Origin of the sequence: Cohnella boryungensis (assembly GCF_042651945.1) — a bacterium.
Lineage (GTDB): Bacteria > Bacillota > Bacilli > Paenibacillales > Paenibacillaceae > Cohnella > Cohnella boryungensis.
In genome coordinates this window covers 57000-72737 of record NZ_JBHSED010000017.1, presented here as the reverse complement: position 1 = coordinate 72737, position 15738 = coordinate 57000, and the positions used below count along the sequence as shown (strand labels likewise).

14 protein-coding genes are annotated in these 15738 nt (G+C 49.7%); 9 read left to right on the top strand and 5 right to left on the bottom strand.

Annotation, left to right across the window (positions count from 1 at the left end; all coding sequences use genetic code 11):
* The first annotated feature begins 247 nt into the window (after positions 1-247).
* Both ACFO1S_RS11315 and ACFO1S_RS11310 read left to right on the top strand, forming a co-directional pair.
* The gene (locus ACFO1S_RS11315) at positions 248-949 is read left to right on the top strand and encodes a response regulator transcription factor (protein ID WP_204605750.1); all 702 of its coding nucleotides are present in this window, start codon (positions 248-250) and stop codon (positions 947-949) included.
* On the top strand, positions 942-2030 hold the full coding sequence (locus ACFO1S_RS11310; protein WP_204605751.1) for a sensor histidine kinase: 1089 nt from the start codon (positions 942-944) through the stop codon (positions 2028-2030). Before ACFO1S_RS11315 ends, ACFO1S_RS11310 begins: the two co-directional genes overlap by 8 nt.
* Before the next feature lie 25 nt (positions 2031-2055).
* Here ACFO1S_RS11310 and ACFO1S_RS11305 read toward each other — a convergent pair whose 3' ends face one another.
* Positions 2056-3588, bottom strand: a complete 1533-nt coding sequence (locus ACFO1S_RS11305) for a copper amine oxidase N-terminal domain-containing protein (protein WP_204605752.1) — start codon at positions 3586-3588, stop codon at positions 2056-2058.
* Between the two features lie 127 nt (positions 3589-3715).
* Here ACFO1S_RS11305 and ACFO1S_RS11300 point away from each other — a divergent pair, with 127 nt between their 5' ends.
* From ACFO1S_RS11300 to ACFO1S_RS11275, 6 genes are all read left to right on the top strand, one after another.
* Positions 3716-4360: a PadR family transcriptional regulator gene (locus ACFO1S_RS11300; RefSeq protein ID WP_378126792.1), complete on the top strand. Its 645-nt coding sequence runs from the start codon at positions 3716-3718 to the stop codon at positions 4358-4360.
* Positions 4361-4492: 132 nt separating this feature from the next.
* Entirely contained in the window at positions 4493-6145 is a 1653-nt protein-coding gene (locus ACFO1S_RS11295; RefSeq protein ID WP_204605754.1) for an FAD-dependent monooxygenase, read from the top strand.
* A 210-nt stretch (positions 6146-6355) separates the two neighbouring features.
* The gene (locus ACFO1S_RS11290) at positions 6356-6592 is read left to right on the top strand and encodes an SRPBCC family protein (RefSeq protein ID WP_204605755.1); all 237 of its coding nucleotides are present in this window, start codon (positions 6356-6358) and stop codon (positions 6590-6592) included.
* A gap of 3 nt (positions 6593-6595) precedes the next feature.
* Positions 6596-8689 carry a multicopper oxidase family protein gene (locus ACFO1S_RS11285; RefSeq protein ID WP_204605756.1) on the top strand — a complete coding sequence of 698 codons (2094 nt, stop codon included), beginning with the start codon at positions 6596-6598 and terminating at the stop codon, positions 8687-8689.
* 170 nt (positions 8690-8859) lie between these two features.
* Complete coding sequence (locus ACFO1S_RS11280) at positions 8860-9180, top strand: ArsR/SmtB family transcription factor (RefSeq protein WP_204605757.1); 321 nt, start codon at positions 8860-8862, stop codon at positions 9178-9180.
* 84 nt (positions 9181-9264) lie between these two features.
* A complete protein-coding gene (locus tag ACFO1S_RS11275; protein WP_204605758.1) occupies positions 9265-10266 on the top strand; it encodes an NADP-dependent oxidoreductase in 1002 nt (333 codons plus the stop codon).
* Between the two features lie 88 nt (positions 10267-10354).
* Here the strand turns inward: ACFO1S_RS11275 and ACFO1S_RS11270 are convergent, their stop codons facing one another.
* On the bottom strand, positions 10355-11266 hold the full coding sequence (locus ACFO1S_RS11270) for a DsbA family protein (protein ID WP_204605759.1): 912 nt from the start codon (positions 11264-11266) through the stop codon (positions 10355-10357).
* Positions 11267-11384: 118 nt separating this feature from the next.
* On the opposite strand from ACFO1S_RS11270, the gene ACFO1S_RS11265 reads away from it, so the two are divergent.
* Entirely contained in the window at positions 11385-11765 is a 381-nt protein-coding gene (locus ACFO1S_RS11265) for a winged helix-turn-helix transcriptional regulator (protein ID WP_204605760.1), read from the top strand.
* Positions 11766-11782: 17 nt separating this feature from the next.
* Here the strand turns inward: ACFO1S_RS11265 and ACFO1S_RS11260 are convergent, their stop codons facing one another.
* Genes ACFO1S_RS11260 through ACFO1S_RS11250 form a run of 3 tightly spaced genes read right to left on the bottom strand, consistent with a single transcriptional unit; the run spans position 11783 to position 15547 of the window.
* Positions 11783-12901 carry a Ger(x)C family spore germination protein gene (locus tag ACFO1S_RS11260; protein WP_204605761.1) on the bottom strand — a complete coding sequence of 373 codons (1119 nt, stop codon included), beginning with the start codon at positions 12899-12901 and terminating at the stop codon, positions 11783-11785.
* A 1-nt stretch (position 12902) separates the two neighbouring features.
* Positions 12903-13997 carry a GerAB/ArcD/ProY family transporter gene (locus ACFO1S_RS11255; RefSeq protein WP_204605762.1) on the bottom strand — a complete coding sequence of 365 codons (1095 nt, stop codon included), beginning with the start codon at positions 13995-13997 and terminating at the stop codon, positions 12903-12905.
* Positions 13994-15547: a spore germination protein gene (locus tag ACFO1S_RS11250; protein WP_204605763.1), complete on the bottom strand. Its 1554-nt coding sequence runs from the start codon at positions 15545-15547 to the stop codon at positions 13994-13996. The genes ACFO1S_RS11255 and ACFO1S_RS11250 overlap by 4 nt, the downstream gene beginning before the upstream one ends.
* Positions 15548-15738 lie beyond the last annotated feature (191 nt).

The window sequence follows — 15738 nt, the reverse complement described above, 5'->3', positions numbered from 1 at the left end:
TGTCAAGTCCCTGAATTGAGCGATTTGGAAATTTTCTTGAGCAGAAAGCGTGCGAGTCAGGGAAAAAGGGCGCATCAAACCAAGCCCAGTCGAAAATCTCGCTAAGTTCCAGATTTTTACTGGGAAATGGACGAAGGATTCAGCAAAGGAGGCGTTAATCCTTCGCAGTCGTCACCTTCCTTCGAGGCGTGTACTGGAAACTGACTTAAAGATGCTTTCAAAAGATACTATACGAGGAGAGAACGCCATGAAATCGATCACCATTCTAATTGCCGATGACGAAGCGGAAATCGCCGACCTGATCGAGCTGCATTTGGTCAAAGAGGGCTACCGGTGCCTGAAAGCCGCTGACGGACAAGAGACGCTCGACATGATCCGGGCGCAGTCCGTGGATCTGGCAATATTGGATATTATGATGCCCAAGATCGACGGTTACGAGGTGACCCGGTTAATCCGCGAGCAGTATCAGTTGCCCATCATTTTTCTTAGCGCGAAGGCAACCGACTTGAATAAGATCACCGGTCTGGTTCTCGGTGCCGACGATTATATGACCAAACCGTTTAACCCTATGGAGATGGTAGCAAGGGTGAACGCCCAGCTGCGCCGCTTCATACAGTTGAACCCATCAATTGCTGCTCCTTCAGACCCGTCCGTACTGGAGGCCGGGGGACTCGTAGTCCATCCCGAGCAGCGAACTGTGTTCCTATACGGCAACCCGGTAGAGCTTACGCCCAAGGAGTTCGATATTTTGGTGCTGCTCGCCAGCCATCCGAAGAAGGTATTCAGCTCGGAGCATTTATTTCAGCGAGTATGGGGCGAGGCGTATTATGCAGGCGGGAATACGGTGATGGTGCATATCCGAACGTTGCGGAAGAAGCTGGGAGAGGACCAGCATAAGAACAAGCTTATCAAGACGGTCTGGGGAGTAGGTTATGCCTTCAATGGCTAACCCCAATTTCCGAAGCTTCCGTTTCCAAATGATCCGCCTATTTGGGCTCAGCATGCTGCTATCCGCCGGCACAACCTTTCTGATCTACTTGGTGCTGCAGCAGTATTACAGGACGCTGCTCCGCGAAAATCCGATGTTCCACGTTCGCGAAATCATTCGAGAAGTCGGCGATATAAATGCGTTCTTGATTCTGTTTTTCCCGATTTCGTTTTTTTATTTCTATTTGTTAACCCGTCGTTACGTTGCTTACTTCAGGGAGATTTCCCGTGGAATTAACCAATTGGCCGGAGGCGACTTTTCCCATCGGGTCCATATTCCGTCCAAGGATGAAATCGGAGATATCGCTCGGGATATCAACTTGGCCGGCGAAAAGCTGAAGCGGGCGGAGGAACGGGGGGATTTCGCCGAGAACAGCAAGGAGCAGCTAGTGCTTAACCTTGCCCATGATTTGCGCACCCCGCTGACTTCTGTCATCGGGTATTTGGATTTTATCCTTCAAGGCAAGGATCTGACTGCCGAGCAATTGAAGCATTACACGACGATCGCCTTCACCAAATCACAGCGGCTGGAGAAGCTGATCGATGAGCTGTTCGAGATTACACGGATGAATTATGGCAAGCTGAATATCCGCCGCGAGCCGCTCGACCTGGGCGAGCTGCTGACTCAATTAACCGAAGAGATGTATCCGGTATTCGAAAAAAGCGAGCTGACCGCACGCCTCGGAATCGCTTCGCAGCTGATGGTGTCCGGTGACGGCGAACTGCTCGCTCGCGTGTTCGAGAACCTGCTATCCAATGCCGCTCGTTATGGCAGAGACGGCAAGTACATCGATATTCTCGGCAGTCAGAAGGAAGGTCATATCGTCATTCAAGTGATGAATTACGGCAGGACCATTCCGACTGACGAGCTACCTCATGTATTCGACATGTTTTTTACCGGGGATCGTGCGCGAACCCATCAAGAAGGGAGCACGGGACTTGGTCTGTTTATCGCCAAGAACATTATCGAACAGCACGGAGGCGCTATAGCGGTTCAAAGCGATCTCATCCGTACCGAATTCGAGGTGAGATTGCCATCGTAGGGAAGGAGTCCCTCTACTTACGAATCTAGTTTTCCCAGTTGAGTTGCGCCTGGAAGCGGTACTTCTTCTGTTCTTCAGGCGACAGGACGGGCGGAGTGCCATCGCTTGAAACGAGCACAAGTCGAGATTCTTTATCCCAGCCTACATGTGCGCCAAACGTCTCAAGCACGAGCCGAGCCGGAATATAGGTTCGTCCGCCCTTCATGGTGGCGGGAGCTTCCAGCTTTTGCTCTTTACCGTTGATTAAGGTGATATTAGAATCGATCGTCAGCTCAATGGTCGTGCCATCTTTGCTGGCAGTTACTTTCCTAGTGACAGGATCCCAGTTAATCTTGGCCCCCAGTTTGGTCAGCAATTCGCGGAACGGAACAAGCGTATAGCCGTTCTTGACGAATGGCTCACTCTCTAGCTGCAGCAGTTCGTTATCCCAGAGAATCGCGGCAGCATACTCTATGTTGCTGTCTGGCGCTGCGTGGATTAACCATTCTCCTGCCGGAGAGAATGTCTTAGTGAGAGGTTGATTCAGAAAATCCAACCATTCGCCAGTACGCGCATCGATTACAGGATGCAGTCCACTCGTAAAGGAGGTAATTTCCGATTTCAGCCTTAGCTTGTAAGCGAGCTTTCCGTCTATATATTCCAAATTGAGATCGTACATGGAAAGCAGCCGTTTTTTTGCTAGCTCGCTGGAGTAGGACGGTTTGATTTTTTCTGTAAATGGGGGGTTATCCCATTGATACTCCGCCGGGAACTTGCCGTCGTACGTTATAACATATTTTTCGTGAAGTGCATACACGAGCTTCGGCTGCTCGGGATCCATAGTAGCCTGCCGCTTAAGAAATGGTTCGATGGCATCGAACAATAGCTTCCCCGCTTCATTAATACCGATTAAATTCGCTTCACTCACTTTTTCCGGGAGATAAGTACATTCCTCCCAACTGATATCGTAAGAATCAACCTCCCCTGTCCAGCGGTCAACGGTAACGCCTACCCTGGCGGACCCGTCACGGATTCCGTCATGAGAACCATCGAAATGGACGCCGTGCAGCCGCGGAATATCGAATCTCCTATCGTTTTCGTAAGCAATGGGATACGGATTGAACATCCAGCTTACGTCAAGCTTCCAGTGTCTCTGTTTTATAAATTCGAGTGCGATGTCTTGTGCTTCTGCGGTTGAAAGCTTCATCTTGCTTTCGTCAAATGGATCTTCGCCTGGTTTCCCCCTGAAATCAGATCTTAAACTTTCGTGATACATGGCCACTTTCCCGTTCTTCGCATGCAAGACAATCTGCCCCATATGCAGCGGGTTGCCGCCTTCGTCCTTTTCATCCGTACTGAAAGTTACGTCCCACTTGTCACCGCTAAGCTTGGCGGTTGCCCGCGCGCCTTCGGGGATGAGATTTAGTGCTTTGGCTCGGCTGATAGCTTGTGTTGCGTTGTCGATTTTAGCTTCGACCAAATTTTCCGCCAGTGCAGTAACCGGCAGGACGGTTGAGATCGTGCCGAAAGCAAGCGAAGCAGCCAGGAGCAGCTTTGTAGTAGTTGCTTTATTCATCATTTCCCACTCCTTACATAGATGATAAATATTTCATTAGATATGAACGTAATAAATGGGAAAATGTTGCGCTGTATCCGTACATATCGGAAATCAAGGAACGATTTCACCCTCTTGACATAGTTATAATATGACTAGTATTATTATGACTATGACGAAACCAAATAAAATTCAACGTTCCCCCTTAGCCCTAGCCGTCCTCGCGCTACTTGCAGAGGAGCCCATGCATCCGTACCGCATGCAGCAGCTCATTATAGAAAGAAGAAAGGATGAAGTGATTAACGTCCGTCAGCGTGCGGGGATTTATCAAACCATTGAACGTTTACTGCGAGATGGACTGATCTCTATTAAAGAGACGTTGCATGAAGTCGGGAAACCTGTCCGAACTGTTTATGAATTAACAGAGGAAGGAAGGAAGTATTTATTCGAGTGGTTAAGAGAGGTCATCTCGACACCGATTCAGGAATTCCCGCAATTCCCTGCTGCCCTTTCATTTCTTGCACTGCTGACGATGGAGGACGTCTTGCAACTGTTTGAGAAGAGAGCGGCAGCCCTTACGAAAGCCGTAAATCAAATTGATTCAGAGCTTCAAATGGTCAAGGATATGGTCCCCAGGTTGTTCGTGCTGGAGTCGGAATTAAGCAGGGCAGTTCTGTCGGCCGAATTACAATGGGTACAGTCTGTCAGCGAGGACATCAGAGGCGGATTGCTCGTTTGGGACGAGGAGTGGTTGAGAGAAATAGCAAAGCAGAACAGTATGGAGGAGCATTATTAATTGAAGAAAAGGATGGAGGAGGCTTATTCGGATATTCAAGCAACGGTGCTGAAAGACGGCAAATGGACTGTAGCGATCTGAAGCCGGACCAAGTGACTGTCATTTAAAACAATCGAAAGGAAGGTATATCCGATGAACAACACTCGAAGCACCCCCGCTTCGTACGATGAAACAACCCCTGTGCTGATTGTGGGGGGAAGCTTGATTGGTCTTTCCATCTCCCTATTTCTCTCGCGGCAGGGAATCGCTCCACTGGTGGTGGAGCGGCATCCCGGTACGGCCATTCACCCTCGGGTTGCAAGCTTGACGGCACGCACGATGGAAATCTATCGTTCAGCAGGAATTGAGGAAGAGATTCGCCGTGAAGAGCCGCCATTTTCTCATAAATATGGCGTCATGTTTGTAGAGAGCTTGACCGGAGAAGTGATTGACAATCTGATGGAGGACATGAGCGCCTATTTCTCGGAGGTCAGCCCTGTTGAAGGCAATGGCATTGCGCAGGATCAGCTTGAGCCGGTCCTGCGCTCGCAGGCCGAGATGGCCGGTGCGGATTTGCGATATCATACCGAGTTGGTCGAGTTTAATGCCGACGAGGAAGGCATTTCGGCAATGATTCGAGATCGAGCCAGCGGCGCTGTTCGACACGTTCGCGCCAAGTATATGATTGCCGCAGACGGGAGCCGGAGCGGAATACGCAAACAATTGGGAATCGATCAACACGGGGAAGGTACAATCTGCCATCTGGTGAGTATCATTTTTGAAGCCGACCTGAAGGCGCATTTTCAAAACCAAAACGCACATATGTGTTTCATTGCCAATGACTCACTGAGCGGAACGCTCGTTCTGTATCCCGGAACTTCCAGACGACCTGATCTATATCGACTGGACGTTGTGTATGATCCGGATGAAGAGACAATAGCTGATTTCCCGGAGGAGCGGTGTCTTGCATTAATTGAAGCCGCTGTTGGCATACCCGATCTTTCGGTTACGATGAAAAAGGCGCTGACGTGGGAAATGTCGGCAAGAGTGTCTGATCGGTTCCAGGACAATCGCGTATTCTTAGTTGGCGATGCTGCCCGGGTTCAACCTCCAAGCGGCGCTTTGGGCGGCAACACCGGCATCTCTGAGGCGCAAAATCTCGCTTGGAAGTTGGCGGCCGTCTTACGGGGAGAAGCCGGTGCAGGTTTGCTGAACACCTACGATACTGAGCGGCGCCCGCTGGCCGACTACACCGTTGAGCAGGTCGTGATGCTTTCCCAGCAACGTGAGCATGAAGGATCTGAAGGCATCACTGTGGATACGCATACGCTCAATATGGGCTATCGTTATGACACGGGCGCTCTGATCCCGGACGACAACGAGCGAGACCTTCCGCTGATTCAACAACCGGAATTATGGACAGGGCAGCCCGGCACGCGAGCGCCGCACATCATGCTCGAAAAAGAAGATAAAGCGATATCCTCACTGGATTTGTTCGGCTCCCGATTCGTCTTGCTCACAGGCGAGGATGGACAGGGCTGGGTAGAGGCTGCTCGACTGGTGGAAGGCAAGCTTCAATTACAACTCGATATGTATCGAATCGGTGGAAATAACGGAGACCTTGGTAATGCCGCTAATAATTTCCTCGATGCATACGGAATCACCGCAACGGGAGCCGTGCTTGTAAGGCCGGATGGGTTCATCGGGTGGCGACAACCGGTCGCGGGGGATAGGCAAGATATGGCGTGTACCTTAACGCATGCGCTTTCGACGATCCTTTTTCGTAAAGACAAATACTCAGCCTAGGGAAGGAGGATAACTATGCTCACTTTTGAATATTCTTATAATTTTGAAAATTCCGCAAAAACCTTATTTTCGCATATTGTCGATTTGGAGGCCCGATCCTCCTGGATCAATGGAATTTTGGAGAACCGCGTCAACCCCGAAGGACCGGCCCGTTTGGGATCGAGCTACTTTGAGAGCGGGAAGTTCTCCGGCTTCAAGAGCGAGAAAACGATGGTCGTGACGGAGTTTGTTCAGGATCAATTATTGACATTGGAAACGTCCTCTGAGGTCAAACAACCTTTTCGTGAGAGCTACCGCATTGAGTCGATTTCCGAGAAGGCATGTCGCGTTTATTGTACGATTGAAGTTGGGGGCGTTCCGAAGGTAGGCGAATTTTTCATGCGTCAATCGATGAAGAAGGAACAACCGAAAAATTTCGCGCGGCTGAAGGCGATTGTTGGGGGATAACGAATGTTCGAAACAATTGCAGGCGTGTTGGTTACTTTCGCCATGACAGCTTTATGGTTCACGGCAGGTATAATCTTTGCCGGACTCCCGCATATCCACAGCCATTATAAATTAAGAAGGGCAAGGACGCTGCTGTACTGGCTTGTTCATATCGCGCTCGTGCTCGGCATGATTTGGGGCTTGCTGGTAATCAGTCTATGGGTCGGGAATGGGTGGTTGTTCGTCGAGGGAATAATCAAGCAAATCCTTCCCATTGTATTAATCGCTCATGCAATCGTCGTGATATGGACACTGCCTCGTCTGAATAATTTACAGCGATTGAATCACGATCTGTTGTCCGCGGATGCGCGAGCCAGGCTTGCCCATCCCATGCTGGCACTTCCAATTATCGCCGCCGCATTTGCCTCCGGAATTACCGCTTTCAGCACATTCCTCTGGCAACCGACGTTTCCAGGTTTTGTAGATGTGTTGCGATTAGCGGCTCTGTTATTGCTCGCTTTGGCTGTCCCCTCAATAGTTGTCGTCCGAAGATATCAATCCATCCTGCAAGAGAAATTCGTCACATTCCCCTTATGGAGAAGGCTCTTGAGCTTCGTGGTGTCCGGCTTGCTGACTACGATTGTCATCGTCGTGTTCTTGGTCGTCAACGCAACAGCATCCCTTCATTCTTCCAAGCTGCCGGAAGTTTCCGATATGATGAACCACCACTGGCTGGACGAAGGCGGCGGAACGCCCACAATGCTATCGGGCCGGAATAAGCATCATGATCACGCCAATATGGTGGAAGTGGCGGCGCTGACAGGAGATTTGTCGGCCCCCGCAGATGTCCGATACGAGCTTGTGGCGCAAAAACAGGAGATTCTGCTAGCCTCGGGAGCGAAGGTTGAGACTTGGACATACAATGGAGTAATTGCCCCGGAGCTTCGTGCGCGGCAGGGAGATATGGTGGAAGTCAAGCTGATCAACAAGGATATCGATAAAGGAGTCACCATTCATTGGCATGGATACAACGTACCGAATGCGATGGATGGCGTGCCGGGTATGACTCAGGATGCCGTGAAGCCGGGGGAGTCCTTCACCTATAAATTTCGGGCCAATCAAGCGGGGACCTATTGGTTCCATTCTCACCAGCAAGCGGCTGAGCAAGTGTTGAAAGGCCTCTTCGGTACGTTTATTGTCGAGCCTGCGCATGAGATCGAAACTTACGATGTAGAGCTGACTCTGATTAACCACGACTGGGTTACGGATCAAGGACTAAGAACCGCATTTGTGAACGATGACCTTATGAAGAGGATGCGAATGGAATCGGGGAAGCGGGTGAAGCTCAGGCTTGTTAATGCGAATCAACTATCGGAGAAATATATGCTTCAAGGGACAGCCTATCAGATCACAGACATAGATGGCTCCCCCATTCAGAACCCTGACTTACTGCCTGACCGGACAGCGTTCAGACTTGCGGCGGGCGGAAGGTACGATGTTGTCTTCACGATGCCGGACCGGCCTGTTCTATTCATGATCGGCGATGATGCAAATTCCGATCAGCCTGGCGTAATTTTCTACACGAATTCTCCACCGGAGCAACCGGACCTCCAAGCGGATTCCGGCCAGTTCGATCCGTCGAGATACGGTCAACCGGCCGAGAATGAAGTAACTGCCGTAAAGACGTTCGATCGGGAATTTACAATGATCATAGGTAATAAGATGGGATTCTATGATGGGAATTTCACTTTCCTATGGACCATTAACGGAGAAGTCTACCCCCATACGCCGACCTTCGTTGTGAAGGAAGGCGAGAGGGTGAAGACAACTTTTATTAACAAAAGTTTCTCGGAGCATCCCATGCACCTTCATGGACATCATATGACAGTGCTGAAGAAGAATGGCAAGAACGTGAAGACGCCATGGGTTACCGATACGTTAAATGTCAACCCGGATGAAACATACGAAGTGGCGTTTACGGCAGATAATCCCGGCATGTGGATGGATCATTGCCATCTATTAGATCATGCTGCGGTAGGTATGGTTCTTCACCTCATGTATGACAATGTCATGCCTTCTTACAAAGTCGGAGCGGGGACCGGAAACCAGCCGGAATAGCAGGCACTACAGGACAGATCGAGAATAATGCAATGACTCCAAACAGGGCTGCCTTCGGGCAGCTCGCTTTATCTTGAAACGAGTCCGGTAAGATTGAGCTTGATTTAATAATCAAGTGGGTTAAATTTATGTTTACATGATTAAACGAATAAACTGAAAGGATGGCATGTATGAGCCAGCATATCGAGCATACGGTGCAGCAATTTAAAGATTATATTCCGTTACTGGATGCCCTGAAGGATGAAAACCGTCAAGCCATTATTCTGCTGCTTGCACAGCATAAGTCTGGACTTAACGTCAATATGATAGCGGAACACATCAATTTGTCCAGGCCGGCGATCTCCCATCATTTGAAGGTGCTGAAGCAGTCTGGCTTCGTTGATTACGAAAAGAAAAGCGTAGAAAATCATTATGTACTAACGATCCGTAAACCGCTTGAACAACTCAAATCGTTAATTGCGACCATTGAAGCTCAATGTAACAAATCTTGATCGGCAAAGATCTAAAGGGAAATAAACTTTTTTTGCCCATTCGGTTTATGAGTTTAAACCAATAATCATAAAAGGGTGATAGGTATGAAAGCTATGATCATTGAGAAATACGGAAAAGATGTACCTCTACTGATGACAGAAAGGCCAATGCCCGACATAGGAGAACACGATGTACTGGTGGAAGTTCACGCAGCCAGCTTGAATCCTATCGACATTAAAGTCAAAGAAGGGAAGGTTAAATTCCTGCTGAAGTATAATATGCCTTTAATCTTGGGGAATGATTTTTCTGGTGTTGTCATCAAGGTTGGTGACCGGGTGAATGACTTTAAGCTCGGAGATGAAGTGTACGGAAGACCCCGTAAAGACAGAATCGGGACATTAGCTGAATATATAGCTGTTCATCAGGAGGATATTTCCCTGAAGCCTAGGAATCTTAGCTTTGAAGAAGCGGCATCGATTCCGCTGGTCGGGCTGACGACGTATCAAGCCTTTTACGATATTTTGAAGCTTCAAAAAGACCAAAAGATTCTGATTCATGCCGGATCTGGCGGCGTAGGCACTTTTGCCATTCAACTGGCCAAATTGATGGGGGCTTATGTCGCAACTACAGCAAGCGATAAAGGCTATGAGTTAGTCAAATCCCTGGGTGCCGATCGAATCATTAATTATAGAAAAGAGAATTTTGAAGAACTGCTTACGGGATATGATGCTGTCTATGATACGTTAGGGGGCTCAATCTTGAAAAAATCATTTCAGATACTGAAACCAAGTGGAAAAATAGTATCCATCTCCGGCCTCCCCAACGCAAGATTCGGCAAGGAAGCGCAATTAGGCTGGTTAAAGACCACGCTTTTATCAATCGTAAGTCGTAAGCTTGCAGCGCTTGAGAAGAAAACTCGGACGAGTTACCATTTCCTTTTCATGCAGCCTAGCGGAGTGCAATTAAAGAAAATCAAGGAATTTATTGAAGAAGGCCGTATTATTCCTATTATTGATAAGGTATTTCAATTTGCGGAAGCACCGCAAGCGTTGAAATATCTTGAAGGAGGGAGCGCCAAAGGAAAGGTAGTCATTAAAATAAAGTAATTTCCGCGCTTCCGATGCTCCTGGGCTCCCCCGTTAATTTTGGCATTGGAGAACCAAGCCGTAATAGGCATGGCATGCAGAATCTCAATTAGATGCTCTCAAGATAGACTTCACCTAGAATTTCTTGAACGCGGTAAGAGTTATCCGGCAGCGCTTGTTGAACAAATGAAATCACGGCTTCTTTCTGTAAATCATACATGACTTCAATTTCTTTGGAGAAAATAGGGCGCTTTTCTCTTCTCAACCAATCGTGCAGTGCAGGCGCACTGGCAGGAGTAAGATTTTCATTAAGTATTTTACTTAATGCCGTTACATAAGCTTGCAAAGCTTGCGCGCCAACCACTTTAAGTCCTTGATTTTCTTCATTAACCAATACGACTGTGGGGAACCCTGTCGCACCGAACCTTCTGGCCAGATCAAAGTCCATGTCCAACAATTGCTGGGCATGCTCAGTGCCGGCTTGTTCAACGATATCTGCTCCATCTAAACCTATCTGATTCACGATCTCTATTAGAACTTGTTCTTCCCCAATATTTTTGTTAAATGCAAATACAGCCTCCCGAGCTTTTCGTAAATAATCGTGACTTTTCATTCCATGATTAGCTTGAATGATTTTAAAAACCCTAGACGCAGGATAAGAGGATTGGATGGGATTATTATGCCACAGTGAGCCATCGATGGGCATGCGAGAGTGAATCCCAACCTCTTTCCAATGCTCTGCAACATCAGAGGGCTTTTGAATGCCATTTGATCTGTCGGAGAAGCCCCGCCAGCTTTGCAATAGCCCTCCCATAACAATCGAAGTCCGAAAATATTGGCCGTACTGTTCAATAAACCGATTTAAGACCGGCTCAAGGGCCCAACAATGCGAGCATATCGGGTCGGTAAAATAGTAGAGAGTTGCTTTTTTTACCTGCTGATTAAAATCGATGATATCCGTTGAACTGTCTTCAGCAGTACCGCAAATGCCCGTTTCAAGATTGCAGCTCATATTATTCATATCGAACACATCCTTATTGTGTTTTGTGTAGACAATTATATATTCAACAAATATAATCACAAGTACTATCATTATTCTGACTAAGTATCAAAAACGATACTAATGGAGATGAGTACGAGTGGATAACACGAAAATCCTAAATGAGATCTGTTCGGCAACCTTTGCGTTCGATGTTATCGGCAAGAAGTGGAATTTGCCTATTTTATCGGTTTTATGCAAGAACAAATCGGTGCGATATAACGAATTAAAACGATTGCTGCCTGGTATCACAGGCACGATGCTGACCAATTGTCTTAAAGAACTATGTGAAAACGGCATTGTACATAGAGAACAGTACTTTGAAATTCCCCCGAGGGTAGAATATTCTCTCACGAAGTCGGGAGAAGAATTGGGACCCATAATCGAGTCCATTGTCGTGTGGGGAAGAAAGAACATAGAAGCGTTACGAGAGGATGGCCTTCCATCAGTAGGATCATGCGACCGACCCGGTACCATTTAAGTCATCTTGAGAGATGCTTAACGCACGGGGCCCGTCGCTTTGACTTTGACGTCAACCTTGACATTGACTTTCGCTTCAGCGAACGCATCGGCCCAGCGATCCTGTACTTTTTTGAACTGCTTGTATTCGTAAGCGCGGGCGTATATACCGAGGCCGATCGGGTCGATGCGACGTTGCTGGAATTGCTTGATGAGTTCTGCGAATTGCTCTTGAGCGAGATAGGACAGCTTTTTTCCCAACTCTTTGGCTTGCTCCCGAATATCGTGCGGAAACATCAATTCCGATAAGGACGCGGGAAGCGTAATTTTAATATCGAATATGAAGCGATCATCGAGATAGGAGGTTTTGATCTTTACTTTAGTCCCGGCCGTGCTGAAACTAAGCACATTCGTATTAAAATGTCCGGTTTTTGGAATGCCGGGAAGTCGATAGCTGAAGTTGATTCCGCTGTGGGCCTCTTTCTTCAAAATCCGGAACATGCCCGTCTCCTGCGCGTTCAGAGACATGACATATACGCCGTCGTTGTCGAGCAGGGCGGTTCCCTTCATGACGATGCTCCCCTCTTGAAGGTCGATTTCGGAGATGGAGAGCGTCACGCCCTTCTCGTACACTTGCCTGTGAAGCTCTTGCACGGTGGTCAGCACCGTCTCCGAGCGCTTGCTTTTCGAATCGACCATCGATCGCAGCAGCAAGGGCAGGATCGGTTGGTCGGGATCTTTCTTGTCCATGATGTTGTCGAGCGAGCCTTTATAGTAGATCATGCGGTCCGTCGTTGTATTTTTGGTGTCGCGAAACAGAACGTCGAGCAGCGAGTACCACTCCTTATGCTTCAGAAGGCGGCCGCCGACAACGATAACCTGATAATTTTTCCCCGTCAACAGACCGGACATCTCGGCTCCCTGCGAGGCGCGGGATTGCCGGGGCGCCAAAGCCTTCGTCTTCGTTTCCAGACTTTTGTTCTGGGAATTTTTTATAAATACCGGACTGGACGTGTACATGACCAGTTGTTCGTTCTCGTCGAGGTCGATGCCGAGCGCGAGCGGAATCGTGGCGTTTTCCAGATCGAGCCTATCGTTGCAGGCCGTAAGGGCCAACAGTATAGCAACTAGAAAAGCAAGCTTGCCTGGCGTCCTCATCCTACGCCCTCCTTTGCAGCTTATCCTGCGCCCAGAAAAAGAAGAGCAGAACGGCCGGGACGATATACTCCAGCACGGCGCCGGCGTTCCCCAGCTGGGTTTCGAGATTTTCGTTCTGATTGAAGGAGGGGAAGTAGAAGAAGGAAGAGACGACGAGGAGGACGAAAAAAAACTGCAAATGCCGATGTATGCTTCCGGTTCCCAGCAGCCAGTCGGAGCAGAATACAGTCAAATAGCTGGCTGGAATCCAGATCATGGAGTAGATGAGCAGGTAAAAAGCGATAAACGGAACTTCAATTCGTTCCATGACGCGAAACTCGATCGTTTTCAGCATGGAGATGACGGGTTGGTTGAATTCGGTAATCTCGTCCGGACTGAAATAGACGAAGCAGATGATCGTGATCCAGATGTACAGAGCTGCGGTCAGGGTATTGGCCAATAAGACTCCTCGCACGGCATACTGCTTGTGCTTTAGATTAGGATACAGGAACAAGGTTGCCGCAAAGCCGACGAAGGAGAAGAGGACGTGATTAACTCCCGTCAATACCGGAAGGATACCCTCCTTGAACATCGGCAGCAGATTAAGCCAATGGGCATCCTTCAGCGGGTACAAGAAGATGAGCGGCGTCCAGCAGGTGATCAGAAATACGAATTCGGCGTAGCGCCCCGCGAGAAGCGGCCCGCCCTTGACAATCGCATAAGCGGGAATGAGCAGCAGAACCAGCATCACGTAGACTTTCGTTTCGGGAAGCAGCCAGGATCGCGTAATATTCGTTGTCCGCACAAAGCCGTCATAGGCCATAGCGGCAAAATAAACGAAGAATACGAAAGCCGCCGTTTTCCCCGCCCATTTGCCGATCCGCTTCGAGATCAGGTCCAGCACCGTTCCTTCGGGCAACCTCCGCATAAGGCGGACGGCGCAGATACTGGCGATGACGGATAACAGCCACAGCACAATAATCGTCATCCATCCGTCCGTTCCGGCGCCTTCGGCCAGTAAACGAGGCAAGGGAAGATAAGCGATGCTGATCTGAAATCCGCTGATGAGGCAAGCAAATTGCAGGGTGGTAATGTCGGCCGATAGGATTGCTTTCACGGTTGTTCTCCTTCCGGGTCGGGGCGTGTTCGGCCCTGTCTTCGCGCCTGAACGGGGCTCGCGCTTAGCGGCCGCTTGTTCATCTTCCATAGAGGTACCCGCATGAACGCGTCCTTCCAGTCGGCAAAACGGACAGGGCCGAACGGGCTGAAATAAGGCCTGCCGAGCGAATTGAGCGCCAGCAAGTGCGCGATTAGAGCCATGACTCCGATCATGATGCCAACCAACCCGAACATCGCCGCGACGATCATCAGGCAGAAGCGGATGAGCCGGACGGCCGCGACCAGATCGAAGTTGGGCAGGATAAACGAGGCAATCGCCGTAAACGAAACGACGACGACCATAATGTTGCTGACCAGTCCGGCCTGCACGATCGCCTGTCCGATGACGATGCCGCCGACGATGCCGACGGTTTGCCCGACGGGAGCGGGAAGGCGGACGCCCGCTTCGCGCAGCATCTCAAGCGTGATTTCCATCAAGATCGCTTCGACGAATGGCGGGAAGGGCACCTGTCCGCGGGATTCTCCCAGCGTCAGCAGCAGCTTGAACGGAATCACTTCATAATGAAACGAAGTGACCGCGATGTAGAAGGCGGGCAGGAAAGCGGCGATGCAGAACGCGAACAGCCGCAGCAGCCTTAGGAAGGTCGCGATGGACCAACGGGTGCTGTAGTCGTCGACGCTCTGGAAGAAGGACGTAAAGGTAATCGGAGCAACCATTACGCTCGGGGATCGGTCCACGACGACGACGATTCTTCCTTGCAGCAGCTGGGAGGCGGCGGCGTCGGGGCGTTCGGTCAAGAGCATTTGCGGGAATGGCGACACGGGACTGTCCTCGATGAATTCGGCCAGTTCGCCGGTATTGATTACCGCGTCAACGTCGATGCTCTCGATTCTCTCCTCCATTTCCTGAAGCAGTTCCGGATTGACGACATCCGCGACGTACAGAACGTACACCTTGGTATGGCCTCTGCGGCCAACGATTTTTTCCTTGATTTTCAATTCCCCGTGAGGCAAGTATCGACGCAGGAGCGCGATGTTCTGGGTGCCGGTTTCGACGAAGCCCTGGTGCGCGCCCTTCAGCGACGTCTCCAATTGAGGGTCCTCGATTGCCCGCTGCGGCCATCCTGAAGTGCCTAGTGCGTAAGCTTCGGTCCAGCCTTCGACGAAGAGGATGCTGTTGCCCTCCAGAACGGCTCTTTCAACCATGGTCCATTCGTCTACCGAAGCAATGCGCCCCGAGGACAACGGCAGCTCCCGGCCTTCGCCGGTTCGTTTCGTCTGGAGCGGAAGCAGCACGTCCCGGTTGACGGAATTGTTGTCCGTCAGGCTGTCGAGATAGACCAGCATAGCCGGAGCTTCCGTCTGGCGGATGACGAATTTGCGGATAACCAGATCCGGCGACAAGGAAAACAATTGCCGGATTCTATCTTCGCATCGGCTGAGGTCCGGAGAGATCGGATCGTGCTCGGGACGTTGCGATTCGCGAAGCGGAACGCTCGATTTCCGGTATTTTCGTCCGCCCGACAAGTAACGTCCGAAGAAGTTCATGACGGCTCCTCTTTCCCTAAGCGATGGGTATATTTTTCCTCCGTTTCCGGTTTGTATACCCCTGTTTGCATTAGCAGGCTGATCGGAGAATAGGGGACAAAAATGTATAATTTTACTGAAAAGAGGCATGGGTACTTCAAGATATAGGCGATTCTATGAACTATACTTGAGGGGCTAGCCTCGAACGCGAC